Genomic DNA, 14,840 nt, shown 5'->3' on the forward strand with positions numbered 1-14,840 from the left:
CCTGGGGCCACCACACGTCTGGTAAGAAACACCGTGTGAAGAGTCACCATGAACGGGGGTCTCCGCACCGGCGCGTGCCGGCAGCAGCAGTCGCCCTGGTGACGCTGGCCGTCGTCGTCACCGTCCTGCTGCTGTTCACCACCATCGGTGACCCATACGTCGGTGGCAGCGGCCTCCGGTTGGGCGCGTTCCTCCTGCTGCTTCCACCAGCACTGCTCCTCGCCGGCGCGGCCGCTGCATGGTGCGACCGCGCCGTGAGAAGTCAGGACAGGGCCAGGTGGGCTCTCGCCTCCGCTGCGCTCGGCGTGATCTGCGTACCGGCGGTGCTGGTGCTGGCGACAGTCATCTCAGGCCCTTAGCGCTGAGGCCGAGCTACTGTGCATCGGCGTAGGAGTAGTCGATGACCACTCGACCGTCGATCTTGCCGTGGTGCATCTCATCGAAGACCGCGTTGATGTCGCTCAGCGGGCGCTTCGAGTACGTCGGGTGGATGAGTCCGCGCTCGTAGAACTCAAGGGCTTCGACCATGTCCTGGCGCGTCCCGACGATGGAGCCGCGGATGGTGAGCCCCTTCAGCACGATGTCGAAGATGGGTGCAGGGAAGTCCCCTGGGGGCAGGCCGTTGAAGACGATCGTTCCGCCGCGCCGGGTCATGCTGATCGCCTGCCCGAAAGCGCTCGGGTGCACCGCAGTCACCAGAACCCCGTGGGTGCCTCCAACCTGCTGCTGAATCTCATGCGCCGGGTCCACACCCTTCGCGTTGAGAGTGATCTCAGCGCCGTGCTTCTTCGCCAGCGCCAGCTTGTCATCAGCGATGTCCACCGCGATGACGCGCATGCCCATCGCCACCGCATACTGGACGGCGATATGACCCAGGCCGCCGATCCCGGAGATCGCCACCCACTGGCCCGGGCGCACCCCGGTCAGCTTCAGCCCCTTGTAGACGGTCACCCCGGCGCACAGCACCGGTGCGATCTCGTGCGGGTCAGCGCCCTTGGGGATCAGTGCGGCATAGCGGGCGTCGACGAGCATGTACTCGCCGAATGATCCGTCGATCGAATACCCGCCGTTGGACTGCTGCTCGCAGAGGGTCTCCCAGCCGGTGCGGCAGTATTCGCAGGAGCCGCAGGCCGACCAGAGCCACGCGTTTCCGACCATGTCCCCCACAGCAACGTTGGTCACGTCGCTGCCGACCTTCTCGACGACGCCGACACCCTCATGCCCCGGAATGAAGGGCGGAGTCGGCTTCACAGGCCAGTCGCCGTCGCGGGCGTGGAGGTCGGTGTGACAGACGCCTGAGGCGATGACTCTCACCAGCGCCTGGTGATAGGCAGGCTCGGGCACGGGGTACTCGGTGACGGCCAGCTCTCTTCCGAAGCCTTCGACGACTGCTGCGTTCATGGTGCTCATGGCGACTCCCTCGTCATAAATTTCTTGTAGGTGATGTGCCTCACACTAGGGACTCAGAGGTTGCATGCACGTTGCCCCGCGCTGCGCGTCGACCGAGACCCGTAGGGTGGGCGTTGAGTGCCGAACAGGGACTCACCTGCACGAAGCTCTCCGCATACGGGAGGAAATCGACAGTGTCAGCCATCCACAGGTGCAGCGTGCTCCTGCTGAGCTCTCTCTGCGCGCTCATATCGGCCGTCATGGACTTTCCGCTCATGTCCCCGAGCTTCGAACTGATCTCCGTTTTTGCGTTCCCTCTTGCGCTAGCAGTGGTCTGGTGCGCGCTGCGATCCACCGAGAAGTCCGCCGGCTACGGATGGGCGGCACTCGCGGCGACAGCTGCAGGCGCGTTCATCCCGCTCTCGACAGTTTTGGGCCGATCTTCCCCATAGTCGTTGGACTGCTGACGCTCGGCGCCTCAAAGCGCGATCCATTTCTCCTGGCCGGCGCCCTTGCATCACTCCTTGCGTTCTGGACTGCCGACGCAACTCTTCGCATCCTTCTGGGAGCGCCTATCAGGAATATGCAGCCAACCCCTGACCACACCGTGGTGTACGGCATTCTGGCAGCCGTGCTCGCTGCGATCGCCCTGCTCTCGATGGCCGGCAGGATCGTTTCAAGGCGGCCCGGGAAAGCCGCGACTGCACACGAGGCAAGCCAACAGAACCGGGCGGTCGGCAAAGACGATCGGCAGGCATGATGCGCCGCGAGGCTACCGGATGCAGCAGCCCGAATCGGAGAACTCCGAACGAAGCCCCGCGACAGCAGATCAGGCCGGCGAGGGACCGCGCTGCGACAAAGCTGCGCGCCCCGAAAGGACGACGTCGGCACGTCCGCTGATCCAGATCCCCTCATCGTCGCCGCCGACGTGGACACGGCCGAGACGTCCCATCGCAGTGCCCTGAGCGGCCACGTAGGGAGTCGCGGCACGACCGCTGCCCACCAGCCATTGGGCGGCCGCAGCATTGAGGCTGCCGGTCACCGGGTCCTCACGCAGCAGGCCGTCGTCTTCTGTGAAGAACGCACGGACCTCATACGCAGTGTCCGCGTCAGCAGCGTGGGCCCCGATCACACCGATAGCCCATGGCCCCCCAGCGGGCGAAGCCTCTGGCCGCAGGGCGAGCACAGCATCAGCGTGGTCCAGCAGAACCCCCACCCAGCCCGGGCCGTTGTCCAGCCACTCCGCATCGACGACCCGGTCGCGCTCCACCCCGAGGATCTCTGTCAGAGCTGACAGCAGGTCAGGCTCAACGGGACCCGATCGCAGCCGATCAGGCGCGGAGAAGGCGAGCCGGTCACCCTCGATGCGGACCGGCACCAGCCCGGCACCGCACTCCTGCACCACAACCCCGGGCGTCGCAGGGCTGCCGCCGGCGTCCAGCCAGGCGCGCGCGGTTCCCAGAGTCGGGTGCCCGGCGAACGGCAGCTCGGTGCTGAGGCTGAATATGCGCATCCGGTAGTCCGCGCCGGGGTCCGTAGGCGGCAGGACGAACGTGCACTCCGAGAGGTTGGACCACACCGAGAACCGGCGGAGCGCCTCATCATCAAGCCCCTCAGCATCGAGAACCACTGCCACGGGATTGCCGGTGCAGGGCTCCTGGCCGAACACGTCAACCTGCCGAAATCGCCTCATGCTCCCACCATATTTCAGCAGCAGACGCGCCGCTGAGTCACCGACTCTCTTAGAGTGGGGGCATGCCCACCGCATCTGCCGTCCTGAGCAGCGTTGGTCGCCGTCTGGCACAGGACCCATGGACTCAAGCGGCGGTGATCGGCCCGCTCTCCGTCATCCCCGCCCGCACGTACCCGCAGTGGCTGCGACGCACGCTGATCTGGGGGCCGACGGCGGGCGTGGCAGCCATGGCCGCTGCCCCCGGTGCGACCACATGGGTTCTGCATAAGGCCAGCGCGTGGCAGGGTGAGACCCTCGACACCACGGAGCTGCCCGAACTGACCCCCGCCGCCAGAACGGCCTACGCCCTCACCGCCGGCGCTGCGACATACCTGGGGGCTCGCTTCTGCTTCTGGTTCGACGCTGCAGCGGAGAAGACGCTCCGGACGCTTCGCGTGCCCGCCCCGCGTGCGGCCATGGGGTTGGCCGCTGCGGCGGGCGCCTACGCCCAAGTCAGCTCCCACAGCAGGGCCCGCGCAGGGCCTACTTGATGCCTGAGCGCATGAAGCTCTGCACAAACTGGCGCTGCATGACGATGAAGAAAATCAGCAGCGGAATCACGATGATCAGCGTTCCCGCCGTCAGAGAGGCGTAGTCGACGCCTGACTCCGGTGCCAGGAACCGCACCACACCCACTGTGACGGGACGCGCTTCGTTGGTCCGGGTGGCGATCAGCGGCCACAGGAAGTTGTTCCAGTGGAATGAGACCGACACCATGGCGAAGGCGGCCACGGTGGAGCGGCACAGCGGCAGGTAGACGCGCCACAGCACGCGCATCCGGCCCATGCCTTCCATGACCGCAGCCTCCACCAGCTCCTTCGGCACGGTCTTGAACGACTGCCGCAGAAGAAAGATCGCAAAGGCGCTGGCCGCGTACGGAATGCCCACTCCCAGCAGGGTGTCGTCGAGCCCGAGACGAGTGATCATGAAGAAGTTCTCAGACAGCATGATCTCCGGGTAGATCACCAGCTGAGCCAGGACGATGAAGAACAGCGTCTGGCTCCCCGGGAACTCGAACCGTGCGAACGCGTACGCCGCCAGCACCCCCAGCACGATCTGTGCGGCGGTGAGCCCCACCACCAGGATGAAGCTGTTGCGCAGATACGTCTCGAAGGCAGCCGCTCCCCACACTCGAGTGATGTTCTCCAATGTCCAGCCCTCGAGCAGCGACAGGTTCGTCGGGGAATCGCGGAACGCCATGACCAGCACCAGCACCAGCGGAAAGACCCAGAGCACCGCCATCGCCCACGCGAGGATGACCATAAGCCTGTCCGGCACTGAAGTGTGAGGGGCAGTGATTGTCGTTGTCATAGCGCGCCTACCTGTAGTGGATCCGCTTGTCGAGCAGACGGATCTGGACGATGGCGATGAGCAGCAGAATGATCACCAGCATCACCGTGATGGCCGCTGAATACTCTGCCCGGAACTGGCCGAAGGCGGTCTGCCAGACGTAGTAGAGCATCAGGTTGGTCGAATCGGAGGGCCCTCCCTGGGTCATGACGAACACCAGGTCCACCTGCTTGAACGAGTTGGCCGTTGCGATCACCCCGACGAACAGCGTGGTGGGCATCAGCAGGGGCCACGTGACCCGTCGGAAGAACGTCCAGGACCGGGTTCCCTCGATGCGGGCCGCTTCCCGCAGCTGCGGGTCCTGAGTGAGAAGCGCCGCCAGGTAGAAGATGACGAAGAGCCCCGCCTGCTGCCACACGGCGACGACCATCATCGCTCCCAGCGCGGTGTCCGAGGTTCCCAGCCAGTTCACTCCCGGCAGGCCGATGGCGCGCGCGATGCCGTTGAGGACCCCGAAGTTGGGCTGGTAGAAGTACACCCATATGGTCCCCGCAGCCACCACCGGGAGGACCGCCGGAGCCAGGAAGGACACTCTGGCCAGGGAGCGGCCCCTCACCACCCGGGCGCCCAGGACGGCGAGGAACAGGGAGACGGCGATGGTCGCAGGCACCGTCACAGCGGTGTACACCAGCTGGTTGGCGATCACATCATGGAAGACGCCGTCGCTGAGCATCCGCTCGTAGTTCGCTGCGGTGAACTCCCCCGCCGGAGATCGGACGCTGCGCCACACCGAGAGAAGGAACGGCAGCACCGTGAAGCCCAGCAGAATGATGAAGGCAGGCGTCAGAGCGGCGTAGGAGAAGAGCGCGTCCGAGACCCGGCGTCTGCGCAGAGCCTGCGCGCCGGGAGCCCCCGTCGCCGGGGCACTGTTGGGTCGGGAGCTCGCTCTCGCGGACGTGTTGGGTTCAGCAGTGGTCGTCATCGTCTCAGCGGTACTCCTCAAGGACGCTGTCAGCCTGCTGCTGGGCCTCCTCCAGGAGCTCCTGAGGCTCGCCGTCGCCAGTGAGCGCGGACTGAACTGCACTGGAGGCGAACTGGCCGACCTCCTGGCGGTGGTACGTGGAGAACTCCCGTTCAGCATCCGGCAGCTGCTCACGCGCAACCTGCGCCTCAGGGAACTCCTCGGCGTAGCTGGCCAGCGGCTCCGTCTCCCACGCCTCCTGCAGCGGTGCGATGTAGCCCGACTCGACAGTCCAGTCAGCCTGAATCTCCGGGCTTGAGAGGTAGCGGATGAGCTCGACGGCTGCCTCCTCCTCTTCATCGGGCAGCCCCGAGGTGACGTAGAGGTTGCCTCCGCCGGTGGGAGACCCGGGCTGCTCCAGGGCCGGAAGCGGGGCCACTCCGAAGTCGAAGTCGGCGCTGTTTCTGATATTCGTCAGCTGACCAGTGGTCGTCCACACCATGCCCACCGTCCCCGAGGTGAACTCCTCCGGCACGGTGCCCCAGTCCACGATGCCCTCCGGCTCAAGGCCCTCCTCCTGCAGGGAGACCCAGTTCTCCAGGGCTTCCACGGCGAGAGGATCGTCGAGGTAGGTCTCCGTGCCGTCCTCACTGTCCAACTGCAGCCCCATCTGGATGGCTGCAGCCTCGAACTGCCAGATTGCCGTTCCGGACGAAGGGATCATGACCCCCCAGTCGGCGTCCCCGTCGTCCATCACCTGATGGCCGTAGTCCTTCATCTCATCCCAGTTCTCCGGCGGGGCCTCCGGGTCCAGGCCTGCTCCCTCGAAGAGCTCCTTGTTCCAGTAGAGCACCAGCGTGGACCGCTGGAAGGGGACGGCGCCGACCGTGCCGTCTTCGAGGGTGGAGTTGGCCATGAACGCTTCGTCGAAGCTGTCGAACCACTCGTCGTCCTCGACGATCTCACCGATGGGGGTGATGATGTCCTGGTCTTCGAGGGTGCGGAGGTCGGTGCTCAGCAGCACAGTCGCTGCCGGCGCATTGCCGGCCTGAGCTGCTGACTGCACCGAGGCCAGCGTCTGTTCGTAGTCTCCCGAATAGACAGGAGTGACCTCGTACTCATCGTGCTCTTCGTTGAACTGCTCGATGTACCCGTCCATGACCGATTCCAGCGGACCGCCCACGGCGATCGGGTAGTAGAAGTCGATCGAGACGACGTCGTCATCGCCTCCGTCGTCTCCTCCGCACGCGGTGAACGTGAGGGCGACGGCGGCCAGGCCGGCGGTAGGGACAAGGCGTGGGTGCTTCATGATTTTCCTCTCACAGATGCGGAACGGCAGTGGGACGGGACTGCTGGGGGTCGTCTCACCGGTACTCGGAGAGGATGTCGTCGGCCTGCTCCTGGGCCTGTTCGAGCTCGCTCTCGACGTCGCCGCCGCCCATGACCGTTTCGATGGAGTTGGCCATCACGTCGAAGACTTCCTGACGGCGGTAGACCCCGAACTCGGGCTCGGCAACCTCCAGCTGCTCACGAGCAGCGGCGGCCGCAGGGAAGTCCTCGGCATAGCTGGCCAGAGGCTCTGCCTCCCACGCTTCGTCCAGTGGGGCCACGTACCCGGACTCGACGCCCCAATCCGACTGGATCTCCGGGCTGGAGAGGAACCGCGCCAATTCCACAGCTGCCTCCTGCTGCTCGTCGGTGATCCCTTCCATCACGTAGAGGTTGCCGCCGCCGGTCGGTGAGCCGGCCTGCTCCTGGGCCGGCAGCGGTGCGACGCCGAAGTCGAACTCGGCGTTCTCGCTGATGTTGGTGAGCTGGCCCGTGGTGGTCCAGATCATCGCGGTGCCCCCGTTGGAGAACTCGGTGGGGAGCGTTCCCCAGTCCACAGTTCCGGACGGTTCGAGACCCTCCTCCTGCAGGTCGGCCCAGTTCTGCAGGGCCTCGACCGTGGCTGGGTCGTCGAAGGCCACGTCAGTCCCGGTGTCCGGGTCCCAGAGCATGGAGCCGTTCTGGATGGTCATCGCCTCGAGCATCCAGACGCCCCACGATGTGGAGGGGATCTGCACTCCCCAGTCGGCGTCCGCCTGCTGCGTCTCCTCACCGAACTCGACCATTTCGTCCCAGGTCTCCGGGGGTGTCTCAGGGTCCAAGTCTGCTGCCTCGAACAGCTCCTTGTTCCAGTACATGACCACGGTGGAGCGTTGGAACGGGATGGAGGCGACCGTGCCGTCGGGCAGCGTGGAGTCACCCATGAACGGCTCGTAGAAGCTGTCGAACCATTCCTGGTCGTCCACAATGTCGCCGATGGGGGTGATGATGCCGGCCTCTTCGACGCTGAGGAGCTCATTGGCTCCCAGCACGGTCAGGCCCGGGCTGTTTCCGGCCTGGGCGGCAGATTGGACCGATGCGCGAGTCTGTTCGTAGTCGCCCGAGTAGACCGGGGTCACCTCATACTCGTCGTGCTCCTCGTTGAACTGGTCGATGTAGCCGTCGATCACCGATTCGAGCGGGCCGCCCACGGCAATCGGGTAGTAGAAGTCGATGGCGGTCGGCTGGTCCTCGGCCTCGGCACTCTCGCCGCAAGCGGTCAGCACCAGGGCAGATGCGGCGATGGTCGAGGTCACGGTCAGGGAACGGCGGTGCAGCATACGGTTCGGGGTCTCCTCAGATGGTGGTGCGAGTGATGCGGGTGCGATTCAGGCGGCCTGAAGGGCCGTGGGAGTCATGCGTGTCCCGTCGCTGGGGCTGTACCAGTGAAGATCCGCGGCCTTCGCGCTGAGGCTGACGTGCTCCTCGACGTCGATCCTTCGTCCTGGTTCGAGGCGGGCCGTGATGCGGCGGCCGGCGGTGGAAGCCGACGTGCTGCTCTCCAGAGCAGTGCTGATGATTCGGTCCGCGCCGAGCAGCTCATTGACCAGGACCTCGGCACCGGCGAGGCGCACCCGGTCACCGGGCACGGCTTCGCCGGCTGCGTGGAGCTCGACCGACTCCGGCCGAACGCCCAAGGCGGCGCCTGAGGCGCGGAGCTCTTCGGGCAGCAGGTGAGCCAGATCCGAATCGGCAGGCACGTCGACGATGTTCATCGGCGGTGAGCCGATGAAGCGACCCACGGTGACCGTCGCCGGCGCGGAGTAGATCTCCTCCGGCGGGGCGAGCTGCTCAACGCGGCCTTCGGACATCATCAGCACCCGGTCAGCCATCGTCATGGCTTCGACCTGGTCATGGGTGACGTAGATGATCGTCAGCCCGAGACGTCGCTGGATGCGCTTAAGCTCTACTCGCATTTCGGCGCGGAGCTTGGCGTCGAGGTTGGACAGGGGCTCGTCCATCAGCACCAGGCGCTGACCGCTGACCAGCGCCCTTCCGAGCGCGACGCGCTGACGCTGCCCTCCGGAGAGCTCTGAGGGCTTGCGATCCAGCAGCTCCTCCAGACCCAGCAGTTCGGCTGCTTCGGCCAGACGTTCGCTCCGCAGGCTCTTCTCCGCGCCCCGGGACTTCAGGCCGAACAGTATGTTCTCCCGCACGTTGAGGTGCGGGAAGAGGGCGTAGTTCTGGAAGACCATGGCAAGTTCGCGCTTCTCGGGCGCCGTGCCGGTGATGTCCGTCCCGTCGATGCTCATGGAGCCGCCGGACGCGAGCTCGAGGCCTGAGATCAGGCGCAGCAGGGTGGATTTGCCGCAGCCCGAGGGGCCCAGAATCGCAAGAAACTCCCCGTCTTCGACTGTGACGTCGATGCCCCTGAGAACCTCAACCTCACCCGCTCGCGATGGAAAGCTCTTGCGGATATCTTGCAGCTGCACTCTGCTCACGCATCTTCTCCTCACCTGGTGTGTCCTCAGCCGCTGGACGCTGAGGCCCACGACGACCTCCGACAGAGTGGTCAAACGAGATGAAGGGGAGGTGTCGGGACGGTGTATGAGAGGTGAGGGCTGGGCAAACGATGCAGATCGGGGTCAAGGCGCTTCTCCGTGCTGTCGCAGAACGCTCCGAGCGGGGCAGACAGCGTCAGCCACCCTCGCAATCTCGGGACTGCCGATATATCGTTGACTCAGGCCGAGCTCACCGTGGGCGAGGCGCACAGGAGGTTCGTGATGCACGATTCATCAGCAGGCAGCTCGCACTCCCGGCACATGTTCGGAGACCGCCGCCCAGGCCCAGGCGGCCCCGCAGGTGACATCTGGGAAGCACTTGACCACCTTCGCAGCACCTTCAAGCAGAAGTCGGCACCGCGAGCCAACCGCGGCGACGTGCGCCTGGCGGTGCTCTCACTGCTCGCCGAGCGATCCATGCACGGCTACCAGATCATCCATGAGATCGAGCAGCGCAGCGGCGGAGCCTGGAAGCCCAGCCCCGGCTCGGTGTACCCCACACTCCAGCTGCTCGCCGACGAAGGGCTCATCCACTCCGAGACCGACGGCGGACGCAAGACCTACTCGCTCACCGAGGAGGGGCGCGAAGTCGCAGCCGCCTCCGACGAGTGGCAGACCCAGTGGGAGGGCACCGAGCACCGCGGCCCAGCCGTGCGCGCCCTGTCCAAGACTGGGATGGACCTGGCCCAGGCACTCGCCCAGGTGGGACGCTCCGGCACCCCCGAGCAGATCCGTCAGGCGGAGCAGGAGATCGACCAAGTGCGACGCAGGCTCTACGCCATCCTCGCGCAGGACTGAGCCTGTGGCCCCAGCCGCTCACGCGCACCGCCACCTGCAGGGCGCCGAGTGACCGCCGCGGCTAAGCCGCTGCGCACCCGATACCGCCGCATCCTGCGCTTCGCCGCGTTCCACCTCGCCCAGCTGTGGTGGTTCGAGCTGTTCCTGCCGCGCATCGGCCTGGCCCGCATCTCCGCGATCAACCGATCCCGGCGCATGCAGCGCCTCGCCCAACGGTTCCACCGCCTCGCCGTGGACCTCGGCGGGCTCATGATCAAAGTCGGGCAGTTCCTCTCCTCACGCCTGGATGTGCTCCCGCCCGAGATCACCAAAGAGCTCGAAGGGCTGCAGGACGAAGTCAGCCCCGTCGCATTCGCCGACATCAGAGCCGTCGCCGAGGCCGAACTCGGAACGCCGCTCGACCAGGCCTACTCGTGGGTCGATCCGGCCCCCGTGGCCTCGGCGTCCCTCGGCCAGGCCCACCGCGCTCAGCCCACGGATGAGGACGCCGAACTCGGCGGCTTCGCACACGCCGTCGTGAAGATCCAGCGACCCGGCATCGGCGACATCGTCGACGTGGACCTCGCCGCCCTGCGACGAGTCGGCCGGTGGCTCTCCCACATCCGACTGGTCAGCAGCAGGGTCGACGCACCCGCCCTCGTCGAAGAGTTCGCCGCCACCAGCCTCGAAGAGATCGACTACCTCCAGGAAGCTGCCAACGCCGAACGGTTCGCCGCGAACTTCGCCGAGGACCCCCGCGTCTCAGTGCCGCAGGTGCTGTGGGAACGCTCCACCCGACGCGCGCTGACCCTCGAAGACGTCACCGCCATCAAGATCAACGACGTCGACGGGCTGCGACAGGCAGGCATCGACCCCTCCGAGGTCGCCGCCCAGTTCGCCGACGTCATGTTTGACCAGCTGTTCGTCTACGGGTTCTTCCACGCCGACCCGCACCCCGGCAACATCTTCGTCACGCCCGGCCCCCCGCCGGCAGGCCTCAGCGCCGAGGGCGAGACGCCGCCTGCCTGGCATCTGACGTTCATCGACTTCGGCATGATGGGCGAGATACCCGACACCCTCCGCAACGGGCTGCGGCGAGTCTTCATCGCCGCCGCATCGCGGGACGGAAAGAGCCTCGTCGACGGCATCCAAGACGTAGGAGTGCTCCTGCCCTCCGCGGACACCGCGGAGCTCGAGCGCGCCATGACGGAGCTGTTCGCGCGCTTCGGGGGCATGGGGTTCGCCGAGCTGAAAGAAGTCGACCCGCGCGAATACCGCGACTTCGCTCGAGAGTTCGGGGAGCTGGTGCGCTCGCTGCCCTTCCAGCTGCCCGAGAACTTCCTGCTGACGTTGAGAACCGTGTCCCTGATCTCCGGGGTGTGCAGCACTCTCGACACCCGCTTCAACCTCTGGGACTCCATCGAGCCCTACGCCCAGCAGCTCATCCGCGAGCAGCGCGGCCCCGCCCTGCAGGACACCGCGCGTCAGGCCGCCGAAGCCGCCGGCGCAGCCCTGCGCCTGCCCGGCAGGCTCAACGCGCTCGCCGAACGGCTCGATGACGGCCGCATCGCCGTTCGCACCCCAGACCTGGACCGCCGCCTGGCCCGAGTGGAGCGCCTCAGCCGACGAGCCGTCTCGGCCGTGCTGTTCACCGGGCTGGTGATCTCCGGGGCCCTGCTGCACACCGAGAGCAGCACCCTCGGCTACACGCTCATCGCCGTGTCAGCCATACCCTTCCTGCACGCCGCCATCCCCCGACGGTGAGCCCGGCACCGGCCCTCATGCCGGGCTCACCGTGTGAAGCTCACTCGCCGGTGGGGTGAGCGGCCAGCCGCACCAGCCGCTCGTTGGTGAACTCACGCAGCGCCCACTGGGCGTTCTCTCGGCCGTAGCCGGAGTTCTTGATGCCGCCGAACGGGAATTCCGGGCTGGAGTCCATGTGGGTGTTGACGAACGTCATGCCCGCCTCGATCTGCTCCGCGAACTTCTGGCCGCGGTCCATGTCCTGGGTCCACACCGAGGCCATCAGTCCGTACTGGGTGCTGTTGGCGATCCGCAGGGCATCCGCCTCATCCTCGGCCTTGAACACCATGACGGCGGGGCCGAAGAGCTCATTGCAGCCCAAGTCGCTGTCCAGGTCGATGTCGGTCAGCAGCGCCGGGGACATGAACCAGCCGTCGCGATCCAGCTTCTCACCGCCGGTGTGCAGGGTAGCCCCGTCCTTCGCGGCCTGCTGGACACGCTCGACGACCTCGTCCCGCGCTCCCTCGGAGGAGAGGGGGCCCACGTCGGTGCTGGAGTCATCGGCAGGGCCGACGACGGAATTCTCCACGGCCTCCTTGGCGGCCGCGACGAAGTCGTCGTACAGGTCTTCGGTCACGATGATTCGCTTGGGCGAGGTGCAGACCTGACCCGCATTCGCCAGCCGCAGCGTAACCAGCTTCTGCGCCACAGCGGTGACGTCGTCGGTGTCCAGGACGACGGCAGGGTCATTGCCGCCCAGCTCCAGGACCGACTTCTTCAGGTGCTTCGCTGCGATGCCGGCCACAGAGGCGCCGGCCGCTTCGGAGCCGGTCAGCGAGACGCCCTGAACCCGGGGGTCCTCCAGGACCTTCTCCGCATCGCTGCTGTTGAGGTACATGTTCGTGTAGACCCCGCGCGGCAGTCCCGCCTCCTCGAGGATCTCCTGGAACGTCTGGGATGAGACCGGGCAGATCGCGGCCTGCTTCATCAGGACCGCGTTGCCGACCATCAGGTTGGGCACCGCGAACCGGGCGATCTGGTTGTAGGGGAAGTTCCACGGCATGATGCCCAGCAGCACACCCAGAGGGTCATGCTTCACGTAGGTCCGCTCGGCGCCCAGGGCCTCCGGCAGCTCGGTCGGCTCCAAGAAGCCGGGACCGTTGTCTGCGTACCAGCGCATCGTGAAGGCCACCTTGTTGGCCTCCTTCACACCCTGGGCGTGAGGCTTGCCCATCTCCCGGCCGATGATGGCCGCCAGCTCGTCCACACGAGAGTCAAAGATGTCCGCAGCGGCGCGGAGCACCTCGGCGCGCTTGGCGACCGGGGTGTCGCGCCACTGCTGGTAGGCGCGGTCGGCGTCCTCGATGATGGAGGGGATCTGCTCCGGCGGGACGGAGTCAAAGGTCTGCTCGGTCTGGCCTGTGTTCGGGTTGGTGACTGCGAAAGTGCTCATGAGCTCCATTCAACGCCTGGGGGCCCTCCTCGTACAGAGGTTTCGGCAGGAGCAGAAAAGCGCCGAAGCGTATTCCCGAGGCGCGCGACCGGAGTCCTGCCCGCACAGCGACCGCGGACCGCTGGGCTCAGGTGCCGCAGAAGGTCCGGTAGGCGCCGAAGTCCTCCGGGGCCGGCTCCGCGCAGCGCTCCAGGCCGGGGCGTTCCTCATACGGCCTGGTCACGGCGTCCAGCAGCTGGTGCATGGGCTCCATGCTTCCCGCGACGGCTGCGGAGAGGGCCTCCTCCACCAGATGGTTTCTGGGGATGTAGGCCGGGTTGACCCTGTTCATGAGATCGGCGTCGGGTCCGAGCTGCCGCCAGCGCCGAATCCAGTTCTCGAAGGCCGCCGGGTCGCTGACCAGATTCGGCTTCAGCTCAGAATCACCGGAGACGGCACGGCTGAGGCGCCGGAAGAACGAGGTGTGGTCCACCTCGTGCTCTTCGAGCAGCGTCAGCAGCTCATTCATCAGTGGGGCGGCAGTGTCGACGTCAACCTCTGCGCCCAACCCCATTTTGGCCCGCGCTCCGGCTGACCAGGCTGCGCTGTACTGGCTGCGGAAGCCGCCCAGGGCGTCTGTGGCCATGGCCGCCGCCTCCTTCTCATCCTCGTGCAGAAGCGGAAGCAGGGTTTCAGCGAAACGGGTGAGATTCCATTCCGCAGCGAGGGGCTGGTTTCCGTAGGCGTAGCGTCCGCCCCTGTCGATGGAGCTGTAGACAGCGCTGGTGCTGAACGCGTCCATGAACGCGCACGGCCCATAGTCGATGGTCTCGCCCGAGATGGTCGTGTTGTCGGTGTTCATCACCCCGTGGACGAAGCCCACCAGCATCCACTGCGCCACCAGCGATGCTTGGGCACTGATCACACCCTGCAGCAGCCCCAGATAGGGATTCTCATGCTCGGCGACTTCCGGATAGTGCCGGCTGATGGCATGGTCGGCGAGCCTTCCGAGAAGATCCGTATCCCCCATCGCTTGGGCGTACTGGAAGGTGCCCACGCGCAGGTGGCTGCTGGCCACCCTCACCAGCACCGCACCCGGCAGCTCCGCCTCCCTGTAGACGGGCAGGCCGGTTCCCACGACCGCCAGGGATCGTGTGGTGGGGATGCCCAGTGCGTGCATCGCCTCGCTGATCACGTACTCGCGCAGCATCTGTGCCACTCCGGCTTGGCCGTCGCCGCCGCGGGCGAACGGTGTGCGCCCCGAACCCTTCAGGTGCACATCGTGCAGCGCCCCGTCGGCACCCGCGAGCTCGCCGAGGAGCAGGGCCCTGCCGTCGCCCAGCCTGGGCGAGTAGCCGCCGAACTGGTGACCGGCATAGGCCTGGGCCACCGGCGTCGCACCCTCAGGCACATCGCCTCCGGTGAGCAGGCGCAGACCGTGCTCGCTTCGCAGCTCCGAGGCATCGAGCCCCAGGTCCGCTGTCAGCGACTCGTTGAGCACGAGAAGCCGCGGGTGGGGGATGTCCTGCGCCTGCCACGGGATGCCCAGCTCGGGGAGCGAGTGGGCGAAGTCGCTGCGCAGCTGCATGGTGGACTGTGCTGAAGCACTCATCCATCCACAGTACGCGGCGCCCCTGGGGGTGCGCT

Annotated in this window: 14 protein-coding genes; 5 read left to right on the plus strand and 9 right to left on the minus strand. The window is 66.5% G+C overall.

Translation table 11 applies throughout. The features are described 5' to 3' along the window. Positions 1 to 74: 74 nt before the first annotated feature. Positions 75 to 359 (plus strand): hypothetical protein, encoded by a 285-nt coding sequence (locus FS388_RS05990; RefSeq protein WP_146340591.1) that lies wholly within the window; start codon positions 75 to 77, stop codon positions 357 to 359. 13 nt (positions 360 to 372) lie between these two features. Here the strand turns inward: FS388_RS05990 and adhP are convergent, their stop codons facing one another. Then, entirely contained in the window at positions 373 to 1,410 is a 1,038-nt protein-coding gene (gene adhP, locus FS388_RS05995; RefSeq protein ID WP_146340592.1) for an alcohol dehydrogenase AdhP, read from the minus strand. A 355-nt stretch (positions 1,411 to 1,765) separates the two neighbouring features. Between adhP and FS388_RS06000 the strand changes: the two genes are divergently transcribed. Further along, complete coding sequence (locus tag FS388_RS06000; protein ID WP_146340593.1) at positions 1,766 to 2,149, plus strand: hypothetical protein; 384 nt, start codon at positions 1,766 to 1,768, stop codon at positions 2,147 to 2,149. Positions 2,150 to 2,218: 69 nt separating this feature from the next. Here FS388_RS06000 and FS388_RS06005 read toward each other — a convergent pair whose 3' ends face one another. Continuing rightward, entirely contained in the window at positions 2,219 to 3,082 is an 864-nt protein-coding gene (locus FS388_RS06005) for a PhzF family phenazine biosynthesis protein (protein WP_146340594.1), read from the minus strand. A 62-nt stretch (positions 3,083 to 3,144) separates the two neighbouring features. Here FS388_RS06005 and FS388_RS06010 point away from each other — a divergent pair, with 62 nt between their 5' ends. Further along, positions 3,145 to 3,612 carry a hypothetical protein gene (locus FS388_RS06010; protein WP_146340595.1) on the plus strand — a complete coding sequence of 156 codons (468 nt, stop codon included), beginning with the start codon at positions 3,145 to 3,147 and terminating at the stop codon, positions 3,610 to 3,612. On the opposite strand, the gene FS388_RS06015 is transcribed toward FS388_RS06010, so the two are convergent. From FS388_RS06015 to FS388_RS06035, 5 genes are read right to left on the minus strand one after another with little or no spacing between them, the layout of a single operon-like run. Next, positions 3,605 to 4,432 carry a carbohydrate ABC transporter permease gene (locus tag FS388_RS06015; RefSeq protein WP_146340596.1) on the minus strand — a complete coding sequence of 276 codons (828 nt, stop codon included), beginning with the start codon at positions 4,430 to 4,432 and terminating at the stop codon, positions 3,605 to 3,607. The two genes, FS388_RS06010 and FS388_RS06015, sit on opposite strands and share 8 nt — an antisense overlap. Positions 4,433 to 4,439: 7 nt before the next feature. Continuing rightward, positions 4,440 to 5,393, minus strand: coding sequence for a carbohydrate ABC transporter permease (locus tag FS388_RS06020; protein ID WP_168198620.1), 954 nt, complete (start codon positions 5,391 to 5,393; stop codon positions 4,440 to 4,442). Positions 5,394 to 5,397: 4 nt separating this feature from the next. Then, positions 5,398 to 6,681 carry an ABC transporter substrate-binding protein gene (locus tag FS388_RS06025; protein ID WP_146340598.1) on the minus strand — a complete coding sequence of 428 codons (1,284 nt, stop codon included), beginning with the start codon at positions 6,679 to 6,681 and terminating at the stop codon, positions 5,398 to 5,400. A 55-nt stretch (positions 6,682 to 6,736) separates the two neighbouring features. Continuing rightward, positions 6,737 to 8,020: an ABC transporter substrate-binding protein gene (locus tag FS388_RS06030; RefSeq protein WP_146340599.1), complete on the minus strand. Its 1,284-nt coding sequence runs from the start codon at positions 8,018 to 8,020 to the stop codon at positions 6,737 to 6,739. A gap of 48 nt (positions 8,021 to 8,068) precedes the next feature. Beyond that, positions 8,069 to 9,181, minus strand: a complete 1,113-nt coding sequence (locus FS388_RS06035; protein WP_168198621.1) for an ABC transporter ATP-binding protein — start codon at positions 9,179 to 9,181, stop codon at positions 8,069 to 8,071. A gap of 282 nt (positions 9,182 to 9,463) precedes the next feature. Between FS388_RS06035 and FS388_RS06040 the strand changes: the two genes are divergently transcribed. Both FS388_RS06040 and FS388_RS06045 read left to right on the plus strand, forming a co-directional pair. Further along, positions 9,464 to 10,039, plus strand: coding sequence for a PadR family transcriptional regulator (locus tag FS388_RS06040; RefSeq protein WP_371708770.1), 576 nt, complete (start codon positions 9,464 to 9,466; stop codon positions 10,037 to 10,039). Between the two features lie 48 nt (positions 10,040 to 10,087). Continuing rightward, on the plus strand, positions 10,088 to 11,782 hold the full coding sequence (locus FS388_RS06045) for an AarF/ABC1/UbiB kinase family protein (protein ID WP_146340601.1): 1,695 nt from the start codon (positions 10,088 to 10,090) through the stop codon (positions 11,780 to 11,782). A gap of 40 nt (positions 11,783 to 11,822) precedes the next feature. Here the strand turns inward: FS388_RS06045 and FS388_RS06050 are convergent, their stop codons facing one another. Together FS388_RS06050 and FS388_RS06055 are read right to left on the minus strand one after the other, a co-directional pair. Beyond that, positions 11,823 to 13,214, minus strand: a complete 1,392-nt coding sequence (locus FS388_RS06050; protein WP_146340602.1) for an NAD-dependent succinate-semialdehyde dehydrogenase — start codon at positions 13,212 to 13,214, stop codon at positions 11,823 to 11,825. A 127-nt stretch (positions 13,215 to 13,341) separates the two neighbouring features. Continuing rightward, on the minus strand, positions 13,342 to 14,805 hold the full coding sequence (locus FS388_RS06055; protein WP_146340603.1) for a YdiU family protein: 1,464 nt from the start codon (positions 14,803 to 14,805) through the stop codon (positions 13,342 to 13,344). Positions 14,806 to 14,840 lie beyond the last annotated feature (35 nt).

Source organism: Nesterenkonia sp. NBAIMH1 (genome assembly GCF_007922635.1).
Classification (GTDB): Bacteria; Actinomycetota; Actinomycetes; order Actinomycetales; family Micrococcaceae; genus Nesterenkonia; species Nesterenkonia pannonica.

What these genes read in the sequence shown, in the direction of transcription:
- FS388_RS06015 (WP_146340596.1), bottom strand. Translation starts at nt 4,432, where the DNA reads ATGACAACGACAATCACTGCCCCTCACACTTCAGTGCCGGACAGGCTT.
- FS388_RS06030 (WP_146340599.1), bottom strand. Translation starts at nt 8,020, where the DNA reads ATGCTGCACCGCCGTTCCCTGACCGTGACCTCGACCATCGCCGCATCT.
- FS388_RS06010 (WP_146340595.1), top strand. Translation starts at nt 3,145, where the DNA reads ATGCCCACCGCATCTGCCGTCCTGAGCAGCGTTGGTCGCCGTCTGGCA.
- FS388_RS06050 (WP_146340602.1), bottom strand. Translation starts at nt 13,214, where the DNA reads ATGAGCACTTTCGCAGTCACCAACCCGAACACAGGCCAGACCGAGCAG.
- FS388_RS06025 (WP_146340598.1), bottom strand. Translation starts at nt 6,681, where the DNA reads ATGAAGCACCCACGCCTTGTCCCTACCGCCGGCCTGGCCGCCGTCGCC.
- adhP (WP_146340592.1), bottom strand. Translation starts at nt 1,410, where the DNA reads ATGAGCACCATGAACGCAGCAGTCGTCGAAGGCTTCGGAAGAGAGCTG.
- FS388_RS06005 (WP_146340594.1), bottom strand. Translation starts at nt 3,082, where the DNA reads ATGAGGCGATTTCGGCAGGTTGACGTGTTCGGCCAGGAGCCCTGCACC.
- FS388_RS06020 (WP_168198620.1), bottom strand. Translation starts at nt 5,393, where the DNA reads ATGACGACCACTGCTGAACCCAACACGTCCGCGAGAGCGAGCTCCCGA.
- FS388_RS06055 (WP_146340603.1), bottom strand. Translation starts at nt 14,805, where the DNA reads ATGAGTGCTTCAGCACAGTCCACCATGCAGCTGCGCAGCGACTTCGCC.
- FS388_RS06040 (WP_371708770.1), top strand. Translation starts at nt 9,464, where the DNA reads ATGCACGATTCATCAGCAGGCAGCTCGCACTCCCGGCACATGTTCGGA.
- FS388_RS06000 (WP_146340593.1), top strand. Translation starts at nt 1,766, where the DNA reads ATGGGCGGCACTCGCGGCGACAGCTGCAGGCGCGTTCATCCCGCTCTC.